At 71.4% G+C, this 20,796-nt stretch carries 20 protein-coding genes and 3 tRNA genes; 20 read left to right on the top strand and 3 right to left on the bottom strand.

The genetic code is table 11. The features are described 5' to 3' along the window. From TR46_RS19830 to TR46_RS42415, 10 genes are all read left to right on the top strand, one after another. Positions 1–2,845, top strand: a 2,845-nt coding sequence (locus TR46_RS19830; RefSeq protein WP_052432936.1) for an Rne/Rng family ribonuclease, incomplete at its 5' end; no start/stop codon positions are given. A gap of 300 nt (positions 2,846–3,145) precedes the next feature. Then, on the top strand, positions 3,146–3,460 hold the full coding sequence (gene rplU, locus TR46_RS19825; protein ID WP_042403003.1) for a 50S ribosomal protein L21: 315 nt from the start codon (positions 3,146–3,148) through the stop codon (positions 3,458–3,460). Between the two features lie 12 nt (positions 3,461–3,472). Beyond that, complete coding sequence (rpmA, locus tag TR46_RS19820; protein WP_030250668.1) at positions 3,473–3,727, top strand: 50S ribosomal protein L27; 255 nt, start codon at positions 3,473–3,475, stop codon at positions 3,725–3,727. Positions 3,728–3,856: 129 nt separating this feature from the next. Then, positions 3,857–5,341, top strand: coding sequence for a GTPase ObgE (gene obgE, locus TR46_RS19815; protein ID WP_042403000.1), 1,485 nt, complete (start codon positions 3,857–3,859; stop codon positions 5,339–5,341). Between the two features lie 5 nt (positions 5,342–5,346). Beyond that, entirely contained in the window at positions 5,347–6,384 is a 1,038-nt protein-coding gene (locus tag TR46_RS19810; RefSeq protein WP_236655399.1) for an adenosine deaminase, read from the top strand. A 130-nt stretch (positions 6,385–6,514) separates the two neighbouring features. Then, positions 6,515–7,630, top strand: a complete 1,116-nt coding sequence (proB, locus tag TR46_RS19805) for a glutamate 5-kinase (protein ID WP_152626580.1) — start codon at positions 6,515–6,517, stop codon at positions 7,628–7,630. An 87-nt stretch (positions 7,631–7,717) separates the two neighbouring features. Beyond that, the gene (locus TR46_RS19800; RefSeq protein WP_042402993.1) at positions 7,718–8,215 is read left to right on the top strand and encodes a DUF8830 family protein; all 498 of its coding nucleotides are present in this window, start codon (positions 7,718–7,720) and stop codon (positions 8,213–8,215) included. Between the two features lie 88 nt (positions 8,216–8,303). Further along, the gene (locus tag TR46_RS19795; RefSeq protein ID WP_084718734.1) at positions 8,304–9,647 is read left to right on the top strand and encodes a glutamate-5-semialdehyde dehydrogenase; all 1,344 of its coding nucleotides are present in this window, start codon (positions 8,304–8,306) and stop codon (positions 9,645–9,647) included. Between the two features lie 106 nt (positions 9,648–9,753). Beyond that, positions 9,754–10,236, top strand: a complete 483-nt coding sequence (locus TR46_RS19790) for an SCO2583/SCO2584 N-terminal domain-containing protein (RefSeq protein ID WP_042402990.1) — start codon at positions 9,754–9,756, stop codon at positions 10,234–10,236. Between the two features lie 96 nt (positions 10,237–10,332). Further along, the gene (locus TR46_RS42415) at positions 10,333–11,619 is read left to right on the top strand and encodes an SCO2583 family membrane protein (RefSeq protein ID WP_161790160.1); all 1,287 of its coding nucleotides are present in this window, start codon (positions 10,333–10,335) and stop codon (positions 11,617–11,619) included. A 65-nt stretch (positions 11,620–11,684) separates the two neighbouring features. Here TR46_RS42415 and TR46_RS19780 read toward each other — a convergent pair whose 3' ends face one another. Then, a complete protein-coding gene (locus tag TR46_RS19780; protein ID WP_042402989.1) occupies positions 11,685–12,779 on the bottom strand; it encodes a M48 family metallopeptidase in 1,095 nt (364 codons plus the stop codon). A 233-nt stretch (positions 12,780–13,012) separates the two neighbouring features. On the opposite strand from TR46_RS19780, the gene TR46_RS43145 reads away from it, so the two are divergent. The 8 genes from TR46_RS43145 to TR46_RS19750 all read left to right on the top strand — a co-directional run bounded on the left by TR46_RS43145 (position 13,013) and on the right by TR46_RS19750 (position 17,519). Continuing rightward, a complete protein-coding gene (locus TR46_RS43145; RefSeq protein WP_166682523.1) occupies positions 13,013–13,156 on the top strand; it encodes a hypothetical protein in 144 nt (47 codons plus the stop codon). 115 nt (positions 13,157–13,271) lie between these two features. Next, entirely contained in the window at positions 13,272–13,424 is a 153-nt protein-coding gene (locus TR46_RS43140) for a hypothetical protein (RefSeq protein ID WP_169790657.1), read from the top strand. 100 nt (positions 13,425–13,524) lie between these two features. Further along, a complete protein-coding gene (gene nadD / locus TR46_RS19775; protein WP_042402986.1) occupies positions 13,525–14,145 on the top strand; it encodes a nicotinate-nucleotide adenylyltransferase in 621 nt (206 codons plus the stop codon). A gap of 34 nt (positions 14,146–14,179) precedes the next feature. Continuing rightward, positions 14,180–15,910 carry an LCP family protein gene (locus TR46_RS19770; RefSeq protein WP_042402984.1) on the top strand — a complete coding sequence of 577 codons (1,731 nt, stop codon included), beginning with the start codon at positions 14,180–14,182 and terminating at the stop codon, positions 15,908–15,910. Between the two features lie 183 nt (positions 15,911–16,093). Continuing rightward, the gene (gene rsfS, locus TR46_RS19765; RefSeq protein ID WP_042402982.1) at positions 16,094–16,564 is read left to right on the top strand and encodes a ribosome silencing factor; all 471 of its coding nucleotides are present in this window, start codon (positions 16,094–16,096) and stop codon (positions 16,562–16,564) included. Then, positions 16,561–17,214 carry a histidine phosphatase family protein gene (locus TR46_RS19760; protein ID WP_042402979.1) on the top strand — a complete coding sequence of 218 codons (654 nt, stop codon included), beginning with the start codon at positions 16,561–16,563 and terminating at the stop codon, positions 17,212–17,214. The genes rsfS and TR46_RS19760 overlap by 4 nt, the downstream gene beginning before the upstream one ends. A gap of 122 nt (positions 17,215–17,336) precedes the next feature. Further along, positions 17,337–17,409: transfer RNA gene (locus TR46_RS19755), tRNA-Ala, on the top strand. Between the two features lie 37 nt (positions 17,410–17,446). Continuing rightward, positions 17,447–17,519, top strand: a tRNA-Ala gene (locus TR46_RS19750). A 59-nt stretch (positions 17,520–17,578) separates the two neighbouring features. Here the strand turns inward: TR46_RS19750 and TR46_RS19745 are convergent. Beyond that, complete coding sequence (locus tag TR46_RS19745) at positions 17,579–18,466, bottom strand: helix-turn-helix transcriptional regulator (RefSeq protein ID WP_084718733.1); 888 nt, start codon at positions 18,464–18,466, stop codon at positions 17,579–17,581. Between the two features lie 101 nt (positions 18,467–18,567). Here TR46_RS19745 and TR46_RS19740 point away from each other — a divergent pair, with 101 nt between their 5' ends. Continuing rightward, positions 18,568–20,043, top strand: coding sequence for an MFS transporter (locus TR46_RS19740; RefSeq protein WP_084718732.1), 1,476 nt, complete (start codon positions 18,568–18,570; stop codon positions 20,041–20,043). 80 nt (positions 20,044–20,123) lie between these two features. Beyond that, positions 20,124–20,196, top strand: a tRNA-Ala gene (locus TR46_RS19735). A gap of 49 nt (positions 20,197–20,245) precedes the next feature. Here TR46_RS19735 and TR46_RS19730 read toward each other — a convergent pair. Next, positions 20,246–20,497 carry a hypothetical protein gene (locus TR46_RS19730; protein WP_042402973.1) on the bottom strand — a complete coding sequence of 84 codons (252 nt, stop codon included), beginning with the start codon at positions 20,495–20,497 and terminating at the stop codon, positions 20,246–20,248. Positions 20,498–20,796 lie beyond the last annotated feature (299 nt).

Genomic DNA, 20,796 nt, shown 5'->3' with positions numbered 1-20,796 from the left:
GTTCCAGCAGTCCTCCGGCCGTGCCCCGCTGGGCGCCGACGAGCGCCGCGCCCCGGCGCGTCCGGTCGAGCCCGCCCCGGTGCAGCAGGCCCCGGTCGAAACGCCGTCCGCCGAGGACGAGGCGCCGACCGGCCGTCGCCGCAACCGCCGCCGCGCGGTCTCCCCGGCCGCCGCTTTCGAGGCACCGCAGCCGGCCCAGGACGAGGACGAGACCGACCTCGACGCCGAGGAGCTGGAGGAGGACCAGGCCGAGGAGCAGGACGGCCAGGACTCCTTCGCCGGTGACGACGAGGGCCGCCCGTCCCGTCGCCGCCGTCGCGGTGGCCGCCGTCGCCGCCGTGGTGACGGCGACGACTCCGACGCCCCGGCCGCCGCGCAGGACGACAGCGCGCAGGACGAGGACCGGGACGACGAGGACGACGACGAGGACCTGGGCGAGGCGCTGTCCGCGTCCAGCCGCCGCCGTCGCCGCCGTCGCCGCCGCAGCGGTGACAGCGCGGCCGAGGCTGAGACCGCCGCCACCGGCGGGGACGACCCCGAGCGCACCGTGGTCAAGGTCCGCGAGCCGCGCCGCCGCGGCGCCGCGGCCGACCGTGCCGACGCGCCGTTCGACCCGGACGAGGTCCAGTCCATCAAGGGCTCCACCCGTCTGGAGGCGAAGAAGCAGCGCCGCCGCGAGGGCCGCGAGCAGGGCCGCCGCCGGGTGCCGATCATCACCGAGGCCGAGTTCCTGGCCCGCCGCGAGGCCGTCGAGCGGGTCATGGTGGTCCGTCAGAACGGCGAGCGCACCCAGATCGGCGTCCTTGAGGACGACGTGCTGGTCGAGCACTACGTCAACAAGGAGCAGGCCACCTCCTACGTCGGCAATGTGTACCTGGGCAAGGTGCAGAACGTGCTGCCGTCCATGGAGGCCGCCTTCATCGACATCGGCAAGGGCCGCAACGCGGTGCTCTACGCCGGTGAGGTCAACTTCGGCGCCCTGGGCGTCAAGGGCGGCCCGCGCCGGATCGAGTCGGTGCTGAAGTCGGGCCAGTCCGTGCTGGTCCAGGTCTCCAAGGACCCGATCGGCCACAAGGGTGCCCGGCTGACCAGCCAGATCTCGCTGCCCGGCCGCTACCTGGTGTACGTGCCCGAGGGCTCGATGACCGGGATCAGCCGCAAGCTGCCGGACACCGAGCGGGCCCGGCTGAAGAACATCCTGAAGAAGATCGTCCCCGATGACGCCGGCGTGATCGTGCGCACCGCCGCCGAGGGCGCCTCCGAGGACGAGCTGACCCGCGACGTCCAGCGGCTGCAGCAGCAGTGGGAGGACATCCAGAAGAAGGTCAGCGGCGGCAACGCGCCGACCCTCCTCTACGGCGAGCCGGACATGACCGTCCGGGTGGTCCGCGACATCTTCAACGAGGACTTCACCAAGGTCATCGTCTCCGGCGACACCGCCTGGAAGACCATCCACGAGTACGTGGCCGGGGTCGCCCCGGACCTGGTGCCGCGGCTCCAGCGGTGGACCTCCGAGGTGGACGTCTTCGCGACGTACCGCATCGACGAGCAGCTGATGAAGGCGCTGGACCGCAAGGTCTGGCTGCCCAGCGGCGGTTCTCTGGTGATCGACAAGACCGAGGCCATGGTCGTGGTCGACGTCAACACCGGGAAGTTCACCGGGCAGGGCGGCAACCTCGAGGAGACCGTCACCCGCAACAACATCGAGGCGGCCGAGGAGATCGTGCGCCAGCTGCGGCTGCGCGACCTCGGCGGCATCATCGTGATCGACTTCATCGACATGGTGCTGGAGTCCAACCGCGACCTGGTGCTGCGCCGGCTGCTGGAGTGCCTGGGCCGGGACCGGACCAAGCACCAGGTGGCCGAGGTCACCTCGCTGGGCCTGGTGCAGATGACCCGCAAGCGGGTCGGCCAGGGCCTGCTGGAGTCCTTCTCCGAGACCTGCGTGCACTGCAACGGACGCGGCGTCATCGTGCACATGGAGCAGGCTCCGCCGCCGCCGAAGGGCTTCTCCGGCCCGATGCACCTGGAGCAGGCCGCCCCGGTGGAGACCGAGGACGACACCGCGTCGGAGCAGGGCTCCGCCGGCTCCGGCGGCGGCAAGCGCCGTCGTCGCGGCCGCGGTGGCGACTCCGCGCACCAGGCGGAGACGCCGGTGCGTGAGGAGACGCTGGAGGAGCTGGCCCAGGACCTGGTCTCCAACGGCCTGACGGCCGAGGACGCCGCCGAGGCGGAGGACCTGGAGATCGAGCTGCACGAGCCGGTCGTCGTCGAGCCGGTCACCGTCGAGGCGTTCGCTGCGGAGCCCGCTCCGGTGGACGCCGCGGTGCAGGCCGAGGCCGAGGAGCTGGCCGAGGCGATGATCGAGTCCTCGACGCGTCCGGCGCGCACCCGCCGCCGCGCGGTCCGCAAGGCGACCTCGCCGGCCGGGCCCCCGGCCGCGCAGGAGGCGGCCGTGGTGGTCGTCCCGGCGCGGACCGCCGAGCCGGTCGTGGTGACCGAGCCCGAGCCGGCGGCGGTCGTCCCCGAGCCCGCCGTCATCGAGCCCGCGGTCGTCGAGCCCGAGTCCGAGGCCGTTGTGGAGGCCGTGGCCGGGGAGGCCGCTGCCGAGGCTCCGGCCCCGCGCAAGAGGGCTCCGCGCAAGGCCGCCGCCAAGAAGACGGCCGCGGTCGAGGGTGAGGGCGACGGCGCGGGCGAGCCGGCCGAGAAGAAGGCGGCCAAGAAGACCGCGGCGAAGAAGGCCCCGGCCAAGAAGGCGACGGCGAAGAAGGCGGCGGTCAAGAAGACCGCCACCAAGCGCGCCGCGAAGAAGACCGCCGGCACGGACGCTCCCGCGGCCGAGTAGGGCTGCTGGTACGGCTTCCGTCCGCCGGCCCGGCTCCCCCCGATCAAAGGGGGCGAGCCGGGCCGCGGCCCGTTTCCCAGGTTCAGTGCCGTTCAAACCCGCTCCCAGCTGGGCTGGTTTGACCCGCAGCCCCCTGTTCCGTAGCCTTGACCCTCGGCGTGCTTTGCATTTCGGCACCGTCACGCCCCGCTCCTGAGCAACCACCTCCCGGGCTTCGCGCCAGGGAGAGGCCCCCTGCCGTTCCACTGCGGGGAGTGCTGGCATCAGGGGCTCCGACCGAGTGATGAGAGTGGGTTCGCGGTGTACGCGATCGTGCGTAGCGGCGGTCGGCAGCACAAGGTTGCTGTCGGCGATGTGTTTGAGTCCGACAAGGTCGACGCCAAGGTCGGCGAGACCGTTGAGCTTTCGACGATCCTGATCGTCGACGGTGACTCGGTCACCAGTGACCCGTGGGTCCTGGCAGGCGTGAAGGTCTCCGCCGAGGTTGTGGACCACCACAAGGGCGAGAAGATCAACATCCAGAAGTACAAGAACAAGACCGGTTACCGCAAGCGCATGGGCCACCGTCAGCGCCACACCGCGCTCCGCGTGACCAGCATCGACTCGGCGAAGTAAGGGGAGGCGGAAATGGCTCACAAGAAGGGCGCAAGCTCTACTCGTAACGGTCGTGACTCGAACGCTCAGCGCCTCGGCGTCAAGCGTTTCGGCGGCCAGAAGGTCAACGCCGGCGAGATCCTCGTCCGCCAGCGCGGCACCCACTTCCACCCGGGTTCCGGCGTCGGCCGTGGCGGCGACGACACCCTGTTCGCGCTGAACGCCGGTGCGGTGGAGTTCGGCACCCACCGCGGCCGTCGCGTCGTGAACATCGTCCCGGTCGCCTGATCCAGGCCTGCCGTTGGGCGAGCAATTCCTGACACTGAGGGTGGATCGGAACATTCCGGTCCACCCTCAGTGTTTGCACTACCTGTTCCATCCGGACATTCCCACTGCCTATCGAGAGGCGCCACCACCATGACCACCTTCGTGGACCGCGTCGAGCTGCATGTCGCCGCGGGTAACGGAGGCCACGGCTGCGCCTCCGTTCACCGGGAGAAGTTCAAGCCGCTGGGCGGCCCCGACGGGGGCAGCGGCGGCAAGGGCGGCGATGTGCTGCTCGTGGTCGACCCCCAGGTCACCACGCTGATCGACTACCACCACCACCCGCACCGCAGCGCCACCAACGGCAAGCCCGGGGCCGGCGACCACCGCACCGGCGGCGAGGGCAGCGACCTGGTGCTGTCCGTGCCGGACGGCACCGTGGTGCAGGACAAGCAGGGCAACGTGCTGGCCGACCTGGTCGGCTTCGGCACCAGCTTCGTGGTCGCGGCCGGCGGCCGCGGCGGTCTGGGCAACGCCGCGCTGGCCTCCTCCCGGCGCAAGGCCCCCGGCTTCGCGCTGCTCGGCGAGCCCGGCGAGAGCCTGGACATCGTGCTGGAGCTCAAGTCGGTCGCCGACGTGGCGCTGGTGGGCTACCCCAGTGCCGGCAAGTCCTCGCTGATCTCGGTGCTCTCGGCCGCCAAGCCGAAGATCGCGGACTACCCCTTCACCACCCTGGTCCCCAACCTGGGCGTGGTCACCGCCGGCGACATCACCTACACCATCGCCGACGTGCCCGGGCTGATCCCCGGCGCCAGCCAGGGCAAGGGCCTCGGCCTGGAGTTCCTGCGCCATGTCGAGCGCTGCGAGGTGCTGGTGCACGTGCTGGACTGCGCCACCCTGGAGACCGACCGCGACCCGCTGTCCGACCTGGACACCATCGAGGCCGAACTGGCGCTCTACGGCGGCCTGGAGAACCGGCCCCGGCTCGTCGCGCTCAACAAGACCGACGTCCCGGACGGGCAGGACCTGGCCGACATCACCCGCGCCTCGCTGGAGGAGCGCGGCTACGAGGTCTTCGACGTCTCCGCGGTGTCCCGCAAGGGCCTGCGCGAGCTCAGCTTCGCACTGGCCCGGATCGTCGCCGAGGCCCGTGCGGCCAAGCCGGTGGAACAGGTCACCCGGGTCGTGCTGCGGCCCACCGCGGTGGACGACGCCGGCTTCACCGTCAGCTACGACGCGCACGAGGACCTCTACCGGATCCTCGGAGGCAAGCCCGAGCGCTGGATCAAGCAGACCGACTTCTCCAACGACGAGGCGGTCGGCTACCTCGCGGACCGGCTGGCCCGGCTCGGTGTCGAGGTCGAGCTGGCCAAGGCCGGTGCCAAGGAGGGCGACACCGTCGTCATCGGCGCCACCGAGAACGCCGTGGTCTTCGACTGGGAGCCCAGCATGGCCGCCGGCGCGGAGATGCTCGGCCGCCGCGGCGAGGACCACCGCTTCGAGTCGCCGCGTGACGCGGTCACCCGCCGCCGCGAGCGGGAGGCCGTCCGCGACGACGTCGCCTCCGAATTCGCCCGGTTCGACCCGCTGCCGCGCCGCGAGATCGAGCCCGCCGCCGACGAGTACGAGGACGACTGAACCCCGTGAGCACCACGCACCCCCCGCACCCCCTGCCAAGCGCGGACCGCCCGCTGCCCAAGGCGGAGCTGCACCTGCACATCGAGGGCACCCTGGAGCCGGAGCTGGCCTTCGCGCTGGCCCAGCGCAACGGCATCGACCTGCCGTACGCGACGCCGGAGGAGCTCCGCTCCGCCTACGCCTTCAGTGACCTGCAGTCCTTCCTGGACCTGTACTACCGGCTGACGGCGGTGCTGCAGACCGAGCAGGACTTCGCCGACCTGGCGGAGGCCTACCTGGAGCGCGCGGCGGCGCAGGGGGTGCGGCACGCCGAGATCTTCTTCGACCCGCAGGCGCACACCGCCCGCGGCGTCGGCATCGGCACGGTGGTCCGCGGCCTGTCCAAGGCCCTGGACGGCAGCCTGGAGCGGCACGGCGTCTCCACCGGGCTGATCCTCAGCTTCCTGCGCGACCTCTCCGCCGAGGATGCGCTGAAGACCCTCGCGGACGCCGCCCCCTACCTGGACCGGATCACGGCCGTCGGCCTGGACTCGGCCGAGGTCGGCCACCCGCCGGCCAAGTTCACCGAGGTGTACGCCGAGGCCAAGCGGCTCGGCCTGCGACTGGTCGCGCACGCGGGGGAGGAGGGCCCGCCCTCCTACATCACCGAGGCGCTGGACCTCCTCGGTGCGGAGCGGATCGACCACGGCATCCGCTGCCTGGAGGACGAGGGGCTGGTGGCCCGGCTGGTGGCGGAGCAGGTCCCGCTCACCGTCTGCCCCTTCTCCAACGTCCGGCTGCGCTGCGTGGACCGGCTGGAGGAGCACCCGCTCCCGGCGATGCTGGCGGCGGGTCTGCTGGTCACCGTCAACTCCGACGACCCGTCCTACTTCGGTGGTTACGTCGAGGACAACTACCAGGGCCTGCGCACCGCGCTCGGGCTGACGGACGACCAGCTGCGGCTGCTGGCGCGGAACTCGTTCAGGGCGTCGTTCCTGGACGAGGCCCGCAGGACGCAGCTGCTGGCCGAGCTGGACGCGTTCCGCTTCCCGTCCAACCGCTGAAACCCATGTGAGCAGGGGTGTCCGCTTCGCGTACATTGCTGCGCGGCGGACCCCACCCCCAGAGCCCATCCCCAGAGCCCACCCCCAGAGCCCGGGAGCAGACGACGTGACAGGCACCTTGCGGGAGGACGTGCTGCGGGCGCGCCGGATCGTCGTCAAGGTCGGCTCCTCCTCGCTGACCACCGCGTCCGGGGGGCTGGACGCGGACCGGGTGGACGCGCTGGTCGACGTGCTCGCCAAGACCAGGGGCACCGGCGCCGAGGTGGTGCTTGTCTCGTCCGGGGCCATCGCCGCCGGGCTGGCGCCGCTGGGGCTGGCCGAACGCCCCAGGGACCTGGCCAGGCAGCAGGCCGCCGCCAGCGTCGGCCAGGGGCTGCTGATGGCCCGTTACACGGCCTCCTTCGCCCGCTACGGGCTCCGCGCCGGGCAGGTGCTGCTCACCGCCGAGGACGCCAGCCGGCGCGCGCACTACCGCAACGCTTACCGCACCCTGGAGCAGCTGCTGGTGATGGGGGCGGTGCCGGTGGTCAACGAGAACGACACGGTGGCCACCGCCGAGATCAAGTTCGGCGACAACGACCGGCTCGCCGCGATCGTCGCCCACCTGGTCCGCGCCGACCTGCTGGTGCTGCTCTCGGACGTGGACGGCCTCTACGACGGCGACCCCGGCAAGCCGGGCAGCAGCAGGATCGACGAGGTGCGCGGCCCCGAGGACCTGGCCGGGGTGGTGATCGGCAGCGCAGGCAAGGCCGGGGTGGGCACCGGCGGCATGGTCACCAAGGTGGACGCGGCCAGGATCGCCACCGGCGCGGGCATCCCGGTGGTGCTCACCGCCGCGCGCCACGCCGCCGACGCCCTGGCCGGACGCGGCACCGGAACCCTGTTCCACCGCACCGGGCGGCGCTCCGCCGACCGGCTGCTCTGGCTGGAGCACGCCAGCGCCCCGCGCGGCGCCGTGCGCCTGGACGCCGGGGCGGTGCGGGCCGTGGTCGAACGCCGTACGTCGCTGCTGGCCGCCGGGGTCACCGGAGTTGAGGGCGAGTTCGCTGCGGGCGATCCGGTGGACCTTCTTGATGAAAACGGCCACATCGTGGCGCGAGGGCTGGTCAACTTTGATGTAAGGGAGCTTCCCCGGCTGCTGGGGAGGTCCACCCGGGACCTGGCACGGGAGCTGGGTCCCGAGTACGAGCGCGAGGTCGTGCACCGCGACGACCTGGTGGTGCTTCCGGACGCTCGGGAGCACTGAACGGTGCCGTGCTGACAGCGCTGTCGGGACCGTACCGCCCGAACTGCCCGAACTGCACCGCCAGAGATCGTCGACAGGAGGCCGCCGGTGGGACGCAGGCGCCAGGGTGCGAGATCTGCGGGGACGGCTGATCCGGTGCTCACCAGCATTGAAGGGGGCGCGTCCCGATCTGTGCGCGCCGATACTGCAACCCAAAGCGCCCCCGGCTCCGCTCCCGCCGGTCCCGTCGAGGAGGAGGGCGGTTGGGGCAGGCTCTGGCACGTGGTGCTGAGCGTGGCGGGCCCGGCCACTCCGCTGACCGACCTCAAGCGCGGACTCGAACAACTGGCCCATGACCACACCCCCTTTCTGACCGCCCGCTATGCCGCCGACCACGGCGAGATCCGCTACTGGGAGCAGGCCGAGGACCTCCAGGACGCCGCCGCGATGGCGCTGCGGCTGTGGGGCGAGCACAAGGCCAGCGCGCAGCTGCCGCCCTGGGAGATCGTCGGCCTGGAGGTGGTGGACCGGCCGACGTACCACAAGCGGATAGCGGAGGGCTACGGCGAGTCGCGGGCCTTCCTCGGCGGCGTCCACCCGTACTGACGCCGCCCGGCGCCCGCCGGGGTGCGGCGGTTCTCATTCCTCGGGCGGACCGGCCGCCGGGCGCCCCCGGCCGGTTACGCTTTCCGCCATGAGCAGCAGCCCCGAATCCGACCTCCCGCACGACGGCACCCCGCTGACCGCGTTCCCCTCGCCCGACCTGCCGTCCCCGCTGCCGCAGTCGCCGGTGCTGAGGGCCGCCTACCGGGCCAAGGCGGCGGCCAACGAGCTGGCGCCGCTGCCGCGGACGCCCAAGGACGAGGCGCTGCTCGCCATCGCCGATGCCCTGGTGGTCCGCACCCGGGAGATCCTCGAGGCCAACGCCGAGGACGTGGAGCGGGCCCGGGAGGCCGGCACCAGTGAGTCGACGATCGACCGGCTGACCTTGAACCGGGAGCGGGTCGCCGCCATCGCCGCCGATGTGCGGCACGTCGCCGGGCTGCCCGACCCGGTCGGCGAGGTGGTCCGCGGTTCGACCCTGCCGAACGGGCTGGACCTGCGCCAGGTCCGGGTACCGCTGGGCGTGGTCGGGATCATCTACGAGGCCCGTCCCAATGTCACCGTGGACGCGTCCGCGCTCTGCCTGAAGTCCGGCAACGCGGTGCTGCTGCGCGGCTCCTCCTCGGCGTACTCCTCCAACCGCAAGCTGGTGGAGGTACTGCGGGACGCGGTCGGCGGCGCCGGCCTGCCGGCCGACTGCATCCAGCTGGTGCCGGGGGAGACCCGGGACTCGGTGACCGAGCTGATGCGGGCCCGGGGCATGGTGGACGTGCTGATCCCGCGCGGCGGCGCGGCGCTGATCCGCAATGTCGTGGAGAACTCCACCGTCCCGGTGATCGAGACCGGTACCGGCAACTGCCATGTCTACGTCGACGCGGAGACCGACCTGGCGATGGCCGTGGAGATCCTGGTGAACTCCAAGGCCTCCCGGCCGAGCGTCTGCAACGCCGCGGAGACCCTGCTGGTGCACAAGGACGTCGCCGACGCCTTCGTCCCGCTGGCGCTGGAGGCGCTGGCCGAGGCCGGGGTCACCGTGCACGCCGACGACCGCGTGCTGGCCTACGCGGAGGAGTCCAAGGCGACCGTGGTCCCGGCGACCGTCGAGGACTGGGAGACCGAGTACCTCTCCTACGACATCGCCGCCGGGATCGTGGACTCGCTGGAGGCCGCGGTCGCGCACATCCGGCTCTGGTCCTCCGGCCACACCGAGGCGATCGTGACGACCTCTCAGGCCGCCGCCCGCCGGTTCACCCAGCTGGTCGACGCCACCACGGTCGCCGTCAACGCCTCCACCCGGTTCACCGACGGCGGCCAGTTCGGCTTCGGCGCGGAGATCGGCATCTCCACCCAGAAGCTGCACGCCCGCGGCCCCATGGGCCTGCCGGAGCTGACCTCGACCAAGTACATCGTCACCGGTGACGGCCACGTACGGTGATGAGCAGCCGGTGACGCAGTGGTGGCCCGTGCGGTAAGCCACAGACAAGCGCGGGGACCGGCGCTACTCTGCTGTGAGTGGTGCGACCGAGTACCTGGGGGGTCCCGTGAATCCCGATGGCTTCGACAACGGCCCTGGCGACTCCGACGCCGGGCAGCCCGACAGCGACCCGGCCGACATCTTCGACGGCATGGTCTTCGACGAGGCGTTCGTCCTCGCCGCGCTGATCCATGAGCCGTCGGCCGCGGAGCGCAGCCTCGCGCTGGGCGGCGCCGCCCGCCGCCGGGGCAGGGCCGCTGCCGGCTCCGCCGCGGGCCGGACCGCGACGGCGGGCCGGCCGGTCACCCCGTTCGGCCCTGTGCGGGGGCGGCACCAGGCGCACCCCGGCCGCTGGCAGCGCATCGTCGCCCGGGTGATGCTCGTGGTGATCGGCATGCTCGCGGTCATGGTCGCGGCCGCCGCGGTCTACCGGGGCACCGGGAACGAGAACGGCCAGTCGGTGCAACGCCCCAGCAGCGGAACCGGCGGCAGCGCGGCGGCCTCGGCCCCGGTCTCGTCGGCCGCCGCGACGGCGGGCTCGACCCGCTAGTCCGGATCCCGGACGGGTGAGGAATCTCTCAGACCCGGCGCAGAAGTTGGCCTATGAGCACCCTTCACTCTCCCCTGCTCGACATACCCTGGTGCCATGGGTGGCCGGGCAGAACCACCGGAGGGCACGCCCGAGGGCGGTGCCGGTGGTGATGACGAGTTCCGATCCGTCGTTTTCGACGAATCGTTCGTCAGGGCTGCCCGGATCCAGGAGTTGTCGGCGCAGGAGCGGCTCTCCGCGGGCAGCCGGCCGATCCGCGGCCGGGGGCTGCGCGGCGGGGGGCTCTCGCGGCAGGCGCTGGCACTGATGCTGCTGGTCGCCATCGCCTTCTCGGCCGCCGTCTACCTGGGCACCAAGCATCCGTACCCCACGGCCGGAACCGGCTCCGCCGCGGAGCTCAGCATGTCCGTCGTCCCGCTGCAACCGGGGCCCGGCGGCGTCCCCACGCTGGCGCCGGTGGCGAGCGGGAGCGCTGCTGCGAACGCCAGTGCGAGCATCGGCGCCGGTGCGAGCGGCACCGCCCGTGCGGGCGCCGGCACCGGCGCTTCTGCCGGGACGAGTGCTGGTGCGAACGCGGGCGCCGGCGCGGGTGCGAGCGCTTCGACCGAGGTCGACCCCAAGGACTATGCGCTGGGACCCGCCGGGCTCGCCCTGCCCGATGCCGCGGCCACCGCCCACTTCAGCAAGAACCAGGTCGCCCAGGCGCTGATCCTGGCTCAGAACTATGCGGAGGTGTCCTCGCTGGACACCGGCGTCCTGTTCGGCGGCAGGAGCGACTCGGTCCGCGACCTGCTGGCGTCCGGGCAGCGCAGCCAGTTCGACCAGAGCATGAAGGACCCGCTCAACGACGGCAAGCACGGGGCGACCGGCTGGCTGGTGCGGTTCGACTCGACCAAGGTGAAGCCGGCCATCGGCCAGGAGACCCGGGTCCAGGGCACCTTCTCCGCGCCGGTTGAGGTGGACGGGACGCTCCAGCTGACCGCCGACCACACCTTCGTCTACGCGCTGACGCCGGTGTCCACCGACGGCGCCCAGCAGCCCACCGTGCTGTTCACGGTCCGCAGGCAGGTGGTCTTCCTCTTCACGCCGGCGGACCTGGCCGCCAACCGGGTCGAGCTGACCACCTCGGCGACCGAGGCCGGCCCGCTGGCCTGCGACTCCGCGAGCGCCGCCAAGTACTTCACCCCGGTCCTCCCGGCCACGGCGGCTTCGTCGGCCGCCTCGGCCGCTGCCACGGCGTCCGCTCCGGCGAAGCCCGCCACGGCCTCTCCCGCCGCCTCCGCGGCAGCCTCCGCCTCGCCCAGCGGCGGTCTCGTCGACCCCTACGACCAGAGCCGCAACGCCTGGTCCGTCTGCGGAGTGCTGACCGGGCCGACGCCCTGAGTCAGGACGCCGGCCCGTTTCTTCCTTCCGGTGCTGCTACTGCTCGGGCTGCTGCTGAGCGGCCGTCAGGCCGGTGCCGCGCCCGGCTCGGCCGGCGGCTCCTCGGCGGAGTCCCGGGTGCCACGGTTCCCACCACTGCGATTTCCCACGAAGGCGTCCCGCAGCTTCCCGCCGATGTCCCCGGCGCCGCTGGCGACATCGCGGACCAGGCCCATCAGCGGGTCCTTGGTGTCCTTGAAGGACTGCGCGTAGGAGTCCGCCGCCGCCTTCATCTGGTCGGTGACCGAGGCGTCCCCGTCCTGCTCCCGGCGCGGGTAGGCGCCGGCCATGATCGAGCTGTACTCCTCGCTCTCGGACCACTTCTTCAGCTTCTGCACCCGCACCGCCACGAACGGGTGAGTCTGCGGCAGCAGCTGCAGCAGCTTTATGACCCCGTCGCGCAGGTCGCCGGCGCGGTCGTACTCGTCGGCCTGCTCCAGGAAGGCGTCGGTGTTCATCTCGTGCAGGTGGTGGCCGCCGGCCAGCTTCATCAGGCCGCGCATCGACGCCTGGACGTCCTGGCCGACCAGCAGCCCGGCCCTGTCGCAGGAGATCTCCGACTTGCGGAACCACTCCTTGAGCGCGGTGATGATCGCCAGGATGGCGATGTTGCCCAGCGGGATCCAGGCGATCCTGGTGGCCAGGTTGGTGAGGATGATCAGCATGGTCCGGTAGACCGCGTGCCCGGACATGGCGTGGGCGACCTCGTGGCCGATCACGGCCCGCATCTCCTCCTCGTCGAGCAGTTCGACGAGCGAGGTGGTCACCACGATCACCGGGGAGTCCATCCCGATGCACATGGCGTTGGGAACCGGGTCCTGGGTGACGTACAGCGGCGGGACCTTCTCCAGGTCCAGGATGTAGGCGGCGTCCCGCACCATGTCGTGCAGGTGCGAGAACTGGCGCTCCGAGGCGCGGACCGCCGAGGCCAGGAACATCAGCCGGACTGCGCGCTCGGAGACCATGCCGCCGAGCTTCTTGAGGATGTCGTCGAAGCCGCTGAGCTTGCGCAGCGCCACCAGGGCGGAGCGGTCGGCGGGGTGCTCCCAGGCGCGGGTCGAGATGCCGGGGAAGCGCTTGCGGTTCCGGCTCGGCACGCTGCCTTCGGTGGGTTGGGTCATCTGCTGGTTCCTCCCGATCGACAGCGGACCCCGGCGCCACCGCCGGACCCCCGCCGTCCCGTGTAAGTCCTCTGCTGCGCAGCTGCTCGCTGCCCTGCTGCCGCTCGTCCCCGGAACTCCGGTCGCCACATTACGCCGGGCAACCGACAACGGCGGGCGATCCCGCCGACAATTCCGCACCGGGGCGGGGCTACGCTGAACCATCCGGCCGTAGTCCCGAGGAGTCCCGCCCCATGCGCACCACCACCGCTCTGCAGCAGCTGGCCGCCATCTCCAACGGCAGCGGTCCGGGGATGTTCCTGCGGATCATCGTCATCTGCGCCGTCGTCGGCGTCGTGTTCCTGGCTGTCTTCCTGCTGCGTGGCTACCGCGAATGAGCGCACACGGAGTCAGACGTGTGGAGCCGCCGAGCAGTTCCTGGTGTGCTGCCCGTACCATGAGCACCGTCAAGCAGGCCCCCCGCACGCCTCCGAGTCAGAAGGTCCGCCACCGATGAGCCTCCACGCAGCCGCTGTGCCCGCCCTCTCCGTCCTCGCCGACGGCAGCGACCACCACAGCCTCAACCCGATCGTGACCGGCGGCGGCGCGCTTCTCCTGCTGCTGATCCTGCTGTTCCTCACCACCCGCTTCAACAAGGACCGCTAGCAGCCCCCAGGGCTGTCCGGCCGCTCCCGGCCGTGCCGGAACCGTCCGGCCCGCGGCCGGGGCACTCGTCCGCAACGCGGACCACGTAGGGTGAGCGCTCATGGGAGAGCAGCCTGAGCCCGGAGACGGGCCAGCGAAGAAGCGTATCGGTGTCATGGGCGGGACCTTCGACCCGATCCACCACGGCCACCTGGTCGCCGCCAGTGAGGTGGCCAGCCAGTTCCACCTGGACGAAGTGATCTTCGTGCCCACGGGTGAGCCGTGGCAGAAGGACGGCCGGCCGGTGTCCCCGGCCGAGGACCGCTATCTGATGACGGTCATCGCCACCGCGTCCAACCCGCAGTTCTCGGTCAGCCGCATCGACGTCGACCGCAAGGGCCCGACCTACACCACGGACACCCTGCGCGACCTCCGTGCCGAGCACACCGACGCGGACCTCTTCTTCATCACCGGCGCCGACGCGCTGAGCCAGATCTTCTCCTGGCGGAACGCCGAAGAGCTCTTCGACCTCGCACACTTCATCGGAGTGACCCGTCCGGGGCACACTTTGTCGGACCCGGGACTGCCCGAGGGCGGCGTTTCGCTGGTCGAGGTGCCGGCGCTGGCCATCTCCTCCACCGACTGCCGCGACCGGGTCGCCGCCGGCGAGCCGGTCTGGTACCTGGTCCCGGACGGCGTCGTGCGCTACATCGACAAGCGCAGGCTCTACCTCGACCTGTGAAGCACGAGCACCAACTGAAAGGGGCTGGGTCGCCGTGACCGGAACCGCAGACCGCCGGGGGCCGGAGGGCGAGCCGCAGCCGCAGTCCTACGGCTACGAGCAGCAGGCGTACGGCTACGGTCAGTACCAGGACTACCCGCCCCAGCAGCAGGAGCCCCAGGAGCACCAGGAGCACCAGGAGCCCGTCTACCAGCCGGAGTACGGCTACGACAGCTACGGCCGGCCGATCCAGCAGCAGGGGTACGCCGACCCCGGGTACCAGGACCCGGCCTATCAGGACCCCGCGTACCAGGGCTCCGGTTACCAGAACGCCCCTTACCAGGACCCGGCGTACGGTTACCAGCAGCAGGGCTACCAGCAGCCGCAGTACCCCGACCCGGCGGCGTACCCGTCCCAGTACGGGCAGCCGCAGCAGACCGGGCAGGCGCAGCAGACCCAGCAGTACGGCGCCGACCCGTACCCGATCCCGCAGCAGCAGCCGGCCCCGTCGGTGGAGTCCGTCCCGACCGCCAGGACATCGCCGGCCTCGGGAGCGACGGGTGCGGCTCCGGCGCCGACCTCGGAGGAGTTCGCCTTCGTCGACGACGCGGAGGAGTCCGACGACGTCATCGACTGGATGAAGTTCAGCGAGACCCGCGGCGAGCGCCGGGACGAGCGCCGCAAGCAGCTGCGCACCCGGCTGATCGCGCTCGCGGTGGTGCTGGTGCTGCTGGCCGCGGGCGGGGCGGGCTATCTGTGGCTGCGCGGCAGCTCCTCCTCGGGGGCCGTCGCCGCCTCGACCAAGCGCACCGTCATCGCCGTCCACCTGCACGACCTCAACAAGAACATCTACACCGCGCTGCTGGTCTCCAACCCGGCCACGGGTCAGGGCAGCACGCTGCTGCTCCCCGGCACCCTGGCCGTCCCCACCGACAGCGGCGGCGCCTCGGTGAGCCTGGCCTCCTCGGTGAACGCCCAGGGCAACGCCGCGACCCGGGACGGGCTGCACGCGCTGCTCGGCGCGGACGTCTCGGCCACCTGGTCGCTCTACACCCCGTTCCTGCAGAACCTGGTCGACCTGCTGGGCGGTGTCAGCATCGACTCCAACACGACGATCACCCAGAACGGCAAGACCCTGGTGAAGCCGGGCAAGGCCATCGTCAACGGCGCCGCGGCGATCGCCTACGCGGACTACCAGGCCGCGGGCGAGAGCGCCGGGGCCCAGCTGGCCCGCTACGGGCAGGTGCTGGCCGCCCTGGTCACGGCGATGCCCCAGGACGCGACCTCGGCCGCGAGCGACATCACCAAGATGGGCGCGGTCGCCGACCCCTCGCTCCCGGACGCCACCCTCGGCGCGCTGATGGCGGCCCTGTCCAAGGACGCCGCGGCCGGCAAGTACGACACCCGGACGCTCGCGGTGAACGCCAACGGGACGCCGGCGAGCAGCGCGGCCGACATGGTGAAGCAGTTGCTCGGCGGCACGGTCACCTCCAGCAGCGGGGCGACTGCGGCGCGGGTGGCGATCACCGACGCCACCGGCAGCGGCAACAAGGTCAACCTCGCCGAGGCCGCGGTGGTCAACGGCGGCTTCACCCTGGTCCCCGGCAGCTCCAAGGCCCCGTCGACGCAGAGCACCAGCAGCATCACCTACAGCGACGACACCCGAGCCGCCGACGCCAAGCAGCTCGCCCAGGACCTCGGCCTCCCGGCCACGGTGGTGACGAAGGTCACCAGCTCCCAGTCGGCAGACCTGACGGTGGTCCTCGGCAAGGACTACGAGGGCTGAGCAACCCGGGGGTCTGCCGTCGATGAGATCGTGGAGGGCTGCGATCTCCCGGGGGGCGACCCCCCGTACCCCTGCGTGAACCCGTGGGGGTTCTCGTCCGGTGGGGTGGGAAACGCCGGAGCGGGCCCTCTGCCGTCCATGAGATCCTGGAGGGTACCTGTGTCCCCGAACCGAGAGCATCCTGTGACCGCGACAGACCGGGCCGTAGCACTTGTCACCACCGCCGCCCAGGCGGCAGCCGACAAGCTGGCCCAGAACATCATCGCCTTCGACGTCAGCGACGTGCTGGCCATCACCGACGCCTTCGTGATCGCGTCCGCGCCCAACGACCGACAGGTCAAGGCCATCGCGGACGCCATCGAGGAGCAGTTGGCCGAGCAGCACCAGACCAAGCCGGTGCGCCGCGAGGGCGAGCGTGAGGGCCGCTGGATCCTGCTCGACTTCCTGGACATCGTGGTCCACGTCCAGCACTCCGAGGAGCGCTCCTACTACGGCTTGGAGCGGCTGTGGAAGGACTGCCCGGAGATCGCGCTGCCCGAGGACGCCATCGCCAGCCGGAACCGTCCCGGCGACGAGGAGTACGTGCGCGAGCCCAACGAGTTCGACCACGTCGAGGCCGTGCTGCAGGCCGAGGCTGATCGGAGCATGCGCTGAACGGGAGCACCCGCGGTCACGGCAGGCGTGTCGTCTTCTGGCGGCACGGCCAGACCTCCTGGAACCTTGAAGGCCGCTTCCAGGGCAGTACCGACATCCCGCTGACGGAGACCGGCAGGTCGCAGGCGCAGCGCGCCGCCCGCCTGCTCGCGGCCCTCAGGCCGGACGCCGTCGTCTCCTCCGACCTCCAGCGCGCGGCGCACACCGCCGCCGAGCTGTCGGCGGTCACCGGGCTGGATGTCGCGCACGACGCCGGGCTGCGTGAGACGTACGCGGGCAGCTGGCAGGGCCTGACCAACGAGGAGATCCAGCGGCAGTACGGCGAGGAGTACCGCGCCTGGAAGCTGGGCGAGCCGGTCCGCCGGGGCGGCGGCGAGCTCGGCACCGAGGTCGCCGACCGTGCCGTGCCGGTGGTGCTGGACGCGGTGAAGCTGCTTCCGGACCGCGGCACCGTGGTCGTGGTCAGCCACGGCGGGACCATCAGGATGGCCATCGGCCGGCTGCTCGGTCTCGACCCCGCGAACTGGGAGGCCCTCGGCGGCCTCAGTAACTGCTGCTGGTCGGTGCTGGGAGAGGGCGCCCGCGGCTGGCGGCTGCTGGAGCACAACGCCGGGACCCTCCCCGAGCCGGTGATCGGGGACGACACCTGAGTGGTCCGGACCGGTTCGCCGCCCGGGGACAGGGGCCGGAGTGGGGCCGGATTTCGCAGTTCGGCCCTTCTGCCGCTAAAGTTTCCTTCGTTCGCACCGCCGGAAACGGCCGGGGGAACAGCGGGGCTGTAGCTCAGTTGGTAGAGCGCTTGCATGGCATGCAAGAGGTCCGGGGTTCAATTCCCCGTAGCTCCACGCAGTACAGAGCAGCATCGGCAAGACAACGTCATACGGGGCTGTAGCTCAGTTGGTAGAGCGCTTGCATGGCATGCAAGAGGTCCGGGGTTCAATTCCCCGTAGCTCCACAGCAGTTCGAGAGGGCCGCCCCATCGGGGCGGCCCTCTCGGCATTCCGGGCCGGGTTCTCAGTGGGTGTGGTCGACCACCGGGAGGCCCGGGTTGGCCAGCAGCCACTCGATCCGCTGCCGGCTCTCCTCGTCCTGCGGGGTGTAGACGACGATCCGCCCCTCGGGCATGCCCATCGCGTTGAGATTGGTCGCCGACATCCGCACCTCGCCGACGGCCGCGTGCCGGAAGATCTTGTGGCGGACGGAGTGCCCGGCCACGTCCTGCTGGGCCCAGAGCCGGGCGAACTCCGGACTGGCCGCGACCAGGTCGCGGATGAAGTCCTCCCAGTACGGTTCGCCGACGTGCTTCCCGTAGCCGGAGCGCAGCACCGCGACCATCCTCGGCAGCTCCTCCGCCCGGTTGACGAAGGCGTTGCAGCACTCCGGGACCGTCGCGGTGCACCACATGCTGTTGTGCCGCCCGGCGTCGGTGAGGGTGGCGCCGGGGAACAGCGCCTCATAGGCGGCGTTCCAGCGCAGGATGTCGAAGCGGGCGCTGCTGACCGCGGCGGGGAGCGGGGAGAGAGCGTCCAGGATGGTCTGGATCTCCGGGGTCAGCGGGCAGAAGTCGTTCGCGGGGGTGACGGGCTGCAGACCGGCGAGGACGAAGAGATGGCTGCTCTCGGCCGCGTCCAGCTTGAGGGTGCGGGCGATCGCACCGAGCACCTGTTCGCTGGCGTTGATGGGGCGCCCCTGCTCCAGCCAGGTGTACCAGGTGACACCGACACCGGCGAGCTGCGCGACTTCCTCGCGGCGCAGCCCGGGCGTGCGACGGCGCAGGCCGGGGGCCATGCCCACGTCCTCGGGGGTGACCCGGGCCCGGCGGGCCTTGAGGAAGGCGGCGAGCTCGGTGCGGCGCGGGGCGGCCGCCGAACGGTTGCTGAGAGGTGCGTCCATCACGCTCATGGACCCATGCTGCCGCATCGGCGCATCCGCTGACAGGTACTCCCAGTACCAGCATCGGCAGGCTCTAACTACCTGTACCAGGCGGCCGCCACGATAGTCGCATGGCCGATACGCAGATCACTCACGCAGCGACAACCTCCGTCTCCACCAAGTCAGTTGGCTCCAGCAGCCGCGGTGCGGCGCCACCGGGGACGGCGACCGCCCGTCCTGGACGGCTGCTGGCGCTGATCCTGGTCGGGCAGTTCATGGCCGTCCTGGACGTCTTCATCGTCAATGTCGCGGCGCCGGTCATCCGCACCGATCTGCACGCGTCGGGGGCGGCCCTGCAACTGGTCATCGCCGGCTACACGATCGCCTACGCCGTGCTGCTGATCACCGGCGCCAGACTGGGCGAGCGGCACGGCTTCAGCCGGATCTTCCGGTTGGGTGTGGCCGGCTTCACCCTCGCCTCGCTGGCCTGCGGGCTGGCGCCCGGCGCCGATACGCTGATCGGCTTCCGGGTGCTGCAGGGGGTCGGCGCCGCGCTGATGGTGCCGCAGGTGATGAGCCTGATCCAGCGCACCTTCGAGGGCCCGGCCCGGCTGCGCGCCCTCGGCGGCTACACCGCGGTGATCGCGGGGGGCGGGGTCGTCGGCCAGGTGGTCGGCGGGATCCTGGTCAACGCGAACCTCTTCGGCTCGGGCTGGCGGCCGGTGTTCCTGGTGAACGTCCCGGTGGGGGTGGTGCTGCTGGCGGCCGGGCGCAAGCTGCTCCCGGAGATCCCCGGCAACCGCGAGCGCAAGCTGGACCTGGCCGGCCTGGTCACCCTGGCGGCGGCGCTGGGCCTGCTGGTGGTGCCGCTGGTGATGGGGCACGAGGAGCACTGGCCGGTGTGGGGCTGGCTGATGCTCGGCGCGAGCGTGCTGCTGTTCGCCCTGTTCGGACTGGTCGAACGCCGGGTGGCGGCCGGTGGCGGCAGCCCGCTGATCCGCGGCCGGGTGCTGCGCTCGCCCGGACTGCTCACCGCGGGCACCGCGCTCTTCCTGATCATGTGCTGCGTCGGCAGCTTCATGTTCGCCATGGCGATGCACGTCCAGGCCGGGCTCGGGCTGAGCCCGCTCAGCGCGGGGCTGGTCTTCCTGCCGATGTCGGTCGGGTTCGGGGTCTCCGGGATGTACTGGCAGCGGCTGCCGAAGCGGCTGCACCAGCAGCTCCCGATCGCCGCCCTGGCCCTCTGCGCAATCGGCTACGCCTCGGTCGGCCTGCTGCTCCGGGACGGCCAGCGGGTGGGCGCCGCCGTCGAGATCGCGCTGCTGCCGCTCGGCCTGATCGGCGGCTGCGCGTACGGCCCGCTGATGGGCCGGGCCCTGGGGCGGGTCGCCCCGGTCGACGCGGCGGACGCCAGCGGGGTGCTGGTCACCATGATCCAGCTGGGCAGCGTGGTCGGCGTGGCCACCCTGGGCACGCTCTTCCTCAGCCGGGTGAGCTACCCGGCCTCCGCCTCGACCTCCGGCCACGCCCTCGCGACCACGACCGCAGGGGTCGGCATCCTGATGCTCGTCGGAGCGGTCCTCGCAGGTCGGAGGCGTGACAAGTAATTGGTGGGGCGCCTTCCCGACCGTGTACAGTGAGAGTCGTCGCCAGGGGAACCGGATTCGGGACTCCGACGCGGCGATCCGGGGCTGTAGCTCAGTTGGTAGAGCGCTTGCATGGCATGCAAGAGGTCCGGGGTTCAATTCCCCGTAGCTCCACAGCAGATCCCGCCCGGTCCACGGACCGGGCGGGATCTTTGCGCTGCGCTCAGGACGCCCGCGAGGCGGGGGCAATCTCACCCTGCCCTGATTCGACGTCGGAGGCGGCAGCAAGGCTCTGCTCCAGATGACCGATTTCAGCCTCGTTCAGTCCCAGCCCCATGACCCGCGCGATGCTGGCCGGTGCCGCGCCGGCCTGGAACGCGCGAAGCGCGAGCTCCCAGAGTTCCTGCTTTTGCTCGCGAGCGCGCGTGTGAATCTGCGCCAGCAGCGGGATGGCTTCGGAAGCGTCGATTGGCATGTCCCCATCTTCCCCGGTCGGTGGTTGTGAGGGAAGTAGCTTCGTACCCGAGTCTTGCTGCAAACCCCGGATCGTGGTGGCACAGTGGCAACTGCTGAAGGTACATCAGTCACCAGTGGAAACCCGGTCCCTGTACCGAATTGTCACTGTTCCTCGGACCTATCGGCTGCGTGCGATCATGGGCTATCGTTGTGCGCGTACTGGCATGATTGTCGGATTAGAGCCGACATGACGGGGCGCCCTCGGCCCCACCGAGAGGAGTCAAGCACGTGAAGCGCAGCCGAATTGGGATGAAGGTC

The organism is Streptacidiphilus carbonis (assembly GCF_000787775.1).
Classification (GTDB): domain Bacteria; phylum Actinomycetota; class Actinomycetes; order Streptomycetales; family Streptomycetaceae; genus Streptacidiphilus; species Streptacidiphilus carbonis.
The sequence above is the reverse complement of the archived record's forward strand: the minus strand, read 5'-3'. Positions and strand labels throughout refer to the sequence as shown.

Excerpts from the sequence above, each read along its gene's own strand:
- rpmA (WP_030250668.1), top strand. The coding sequence starts at position 3,473 with ATGGCTCACAAGAAGGGCGCAAGCTCTACTCGTAACGGTCGTGACTCG.
- TR46_RS43145 (WP_166682523.1), top strand. The coding sequence starts at position 13,013 with ATGCGCACCACCACCGCTCTGCAGCAGCTGGCCGCCATCTCCAACGGC.
- TR46_RS19795 (WP_084718734.1), top strand. The coding sequence starts at position 8,304 with ATGAGCAGCAGCCCCGAATCCGACCTCCCGCACGACGGCACCCCGCTG.
- TR46_RS19780 (WP_042402989.1), bottom strand. The coding sequence starts at position 12,779 with ATGACCCAACCCACCGAAGGCAGCGTGCCGAGCCGGAACCGCAAGCGC.
- TR46_RS43140 (WP_169790657.1), top strand. The coding sequence starts at position 13,272 with ATGAGCCTCCACGCAGCCGCTGTGCCCGCCCTCTCCGTCCTCGCCGAC.
- TR46_RS19745 (WP_084718733.1), bottom strand. The coding sequence starts at position 18,466 with ATGAGCGTGATGGACGCACCTCTCAGCAACCGTTCGGCGGCCGCCCCG.
- TR46_RS19740 (WP_084718732.1), top strand. The coding sequence starts at position 18,568 with ATGGCCGATACGCAGATCACTCACGCAGCGACAACCTCCGTCTCCACC.
- nadD (WP_042402986.1), top strand. The coding sequence starts at position 13,525 with ATGGGAGAGCAGCCTGAGCCCGGAGACGGGCCAGCGAAGAAGCGTATC.
- obgE (WP_042403000.1), top strand. The coding sequence starts at position 3,857 with ATGACCACCTTCGTGGACCGCGTCGAGCTGCATGTCGCCGCGGGTAAC.
- TR46_RS42415 (WP_161790160.1), top strand. The coding sequence starts at position 10,333 with ATGGGTGGCCGGGCAGAACCACCGGAGGGCACGCCCGAGGGCGGTGCC.
- TR46_RS19730 (WP_042402973.1), bottom strand. The coding sequence starts at position 20,497 with ATGCCAATCGACGCTTCCGAAGCCATCCCGCTGCTGGCGCAGATTCAC.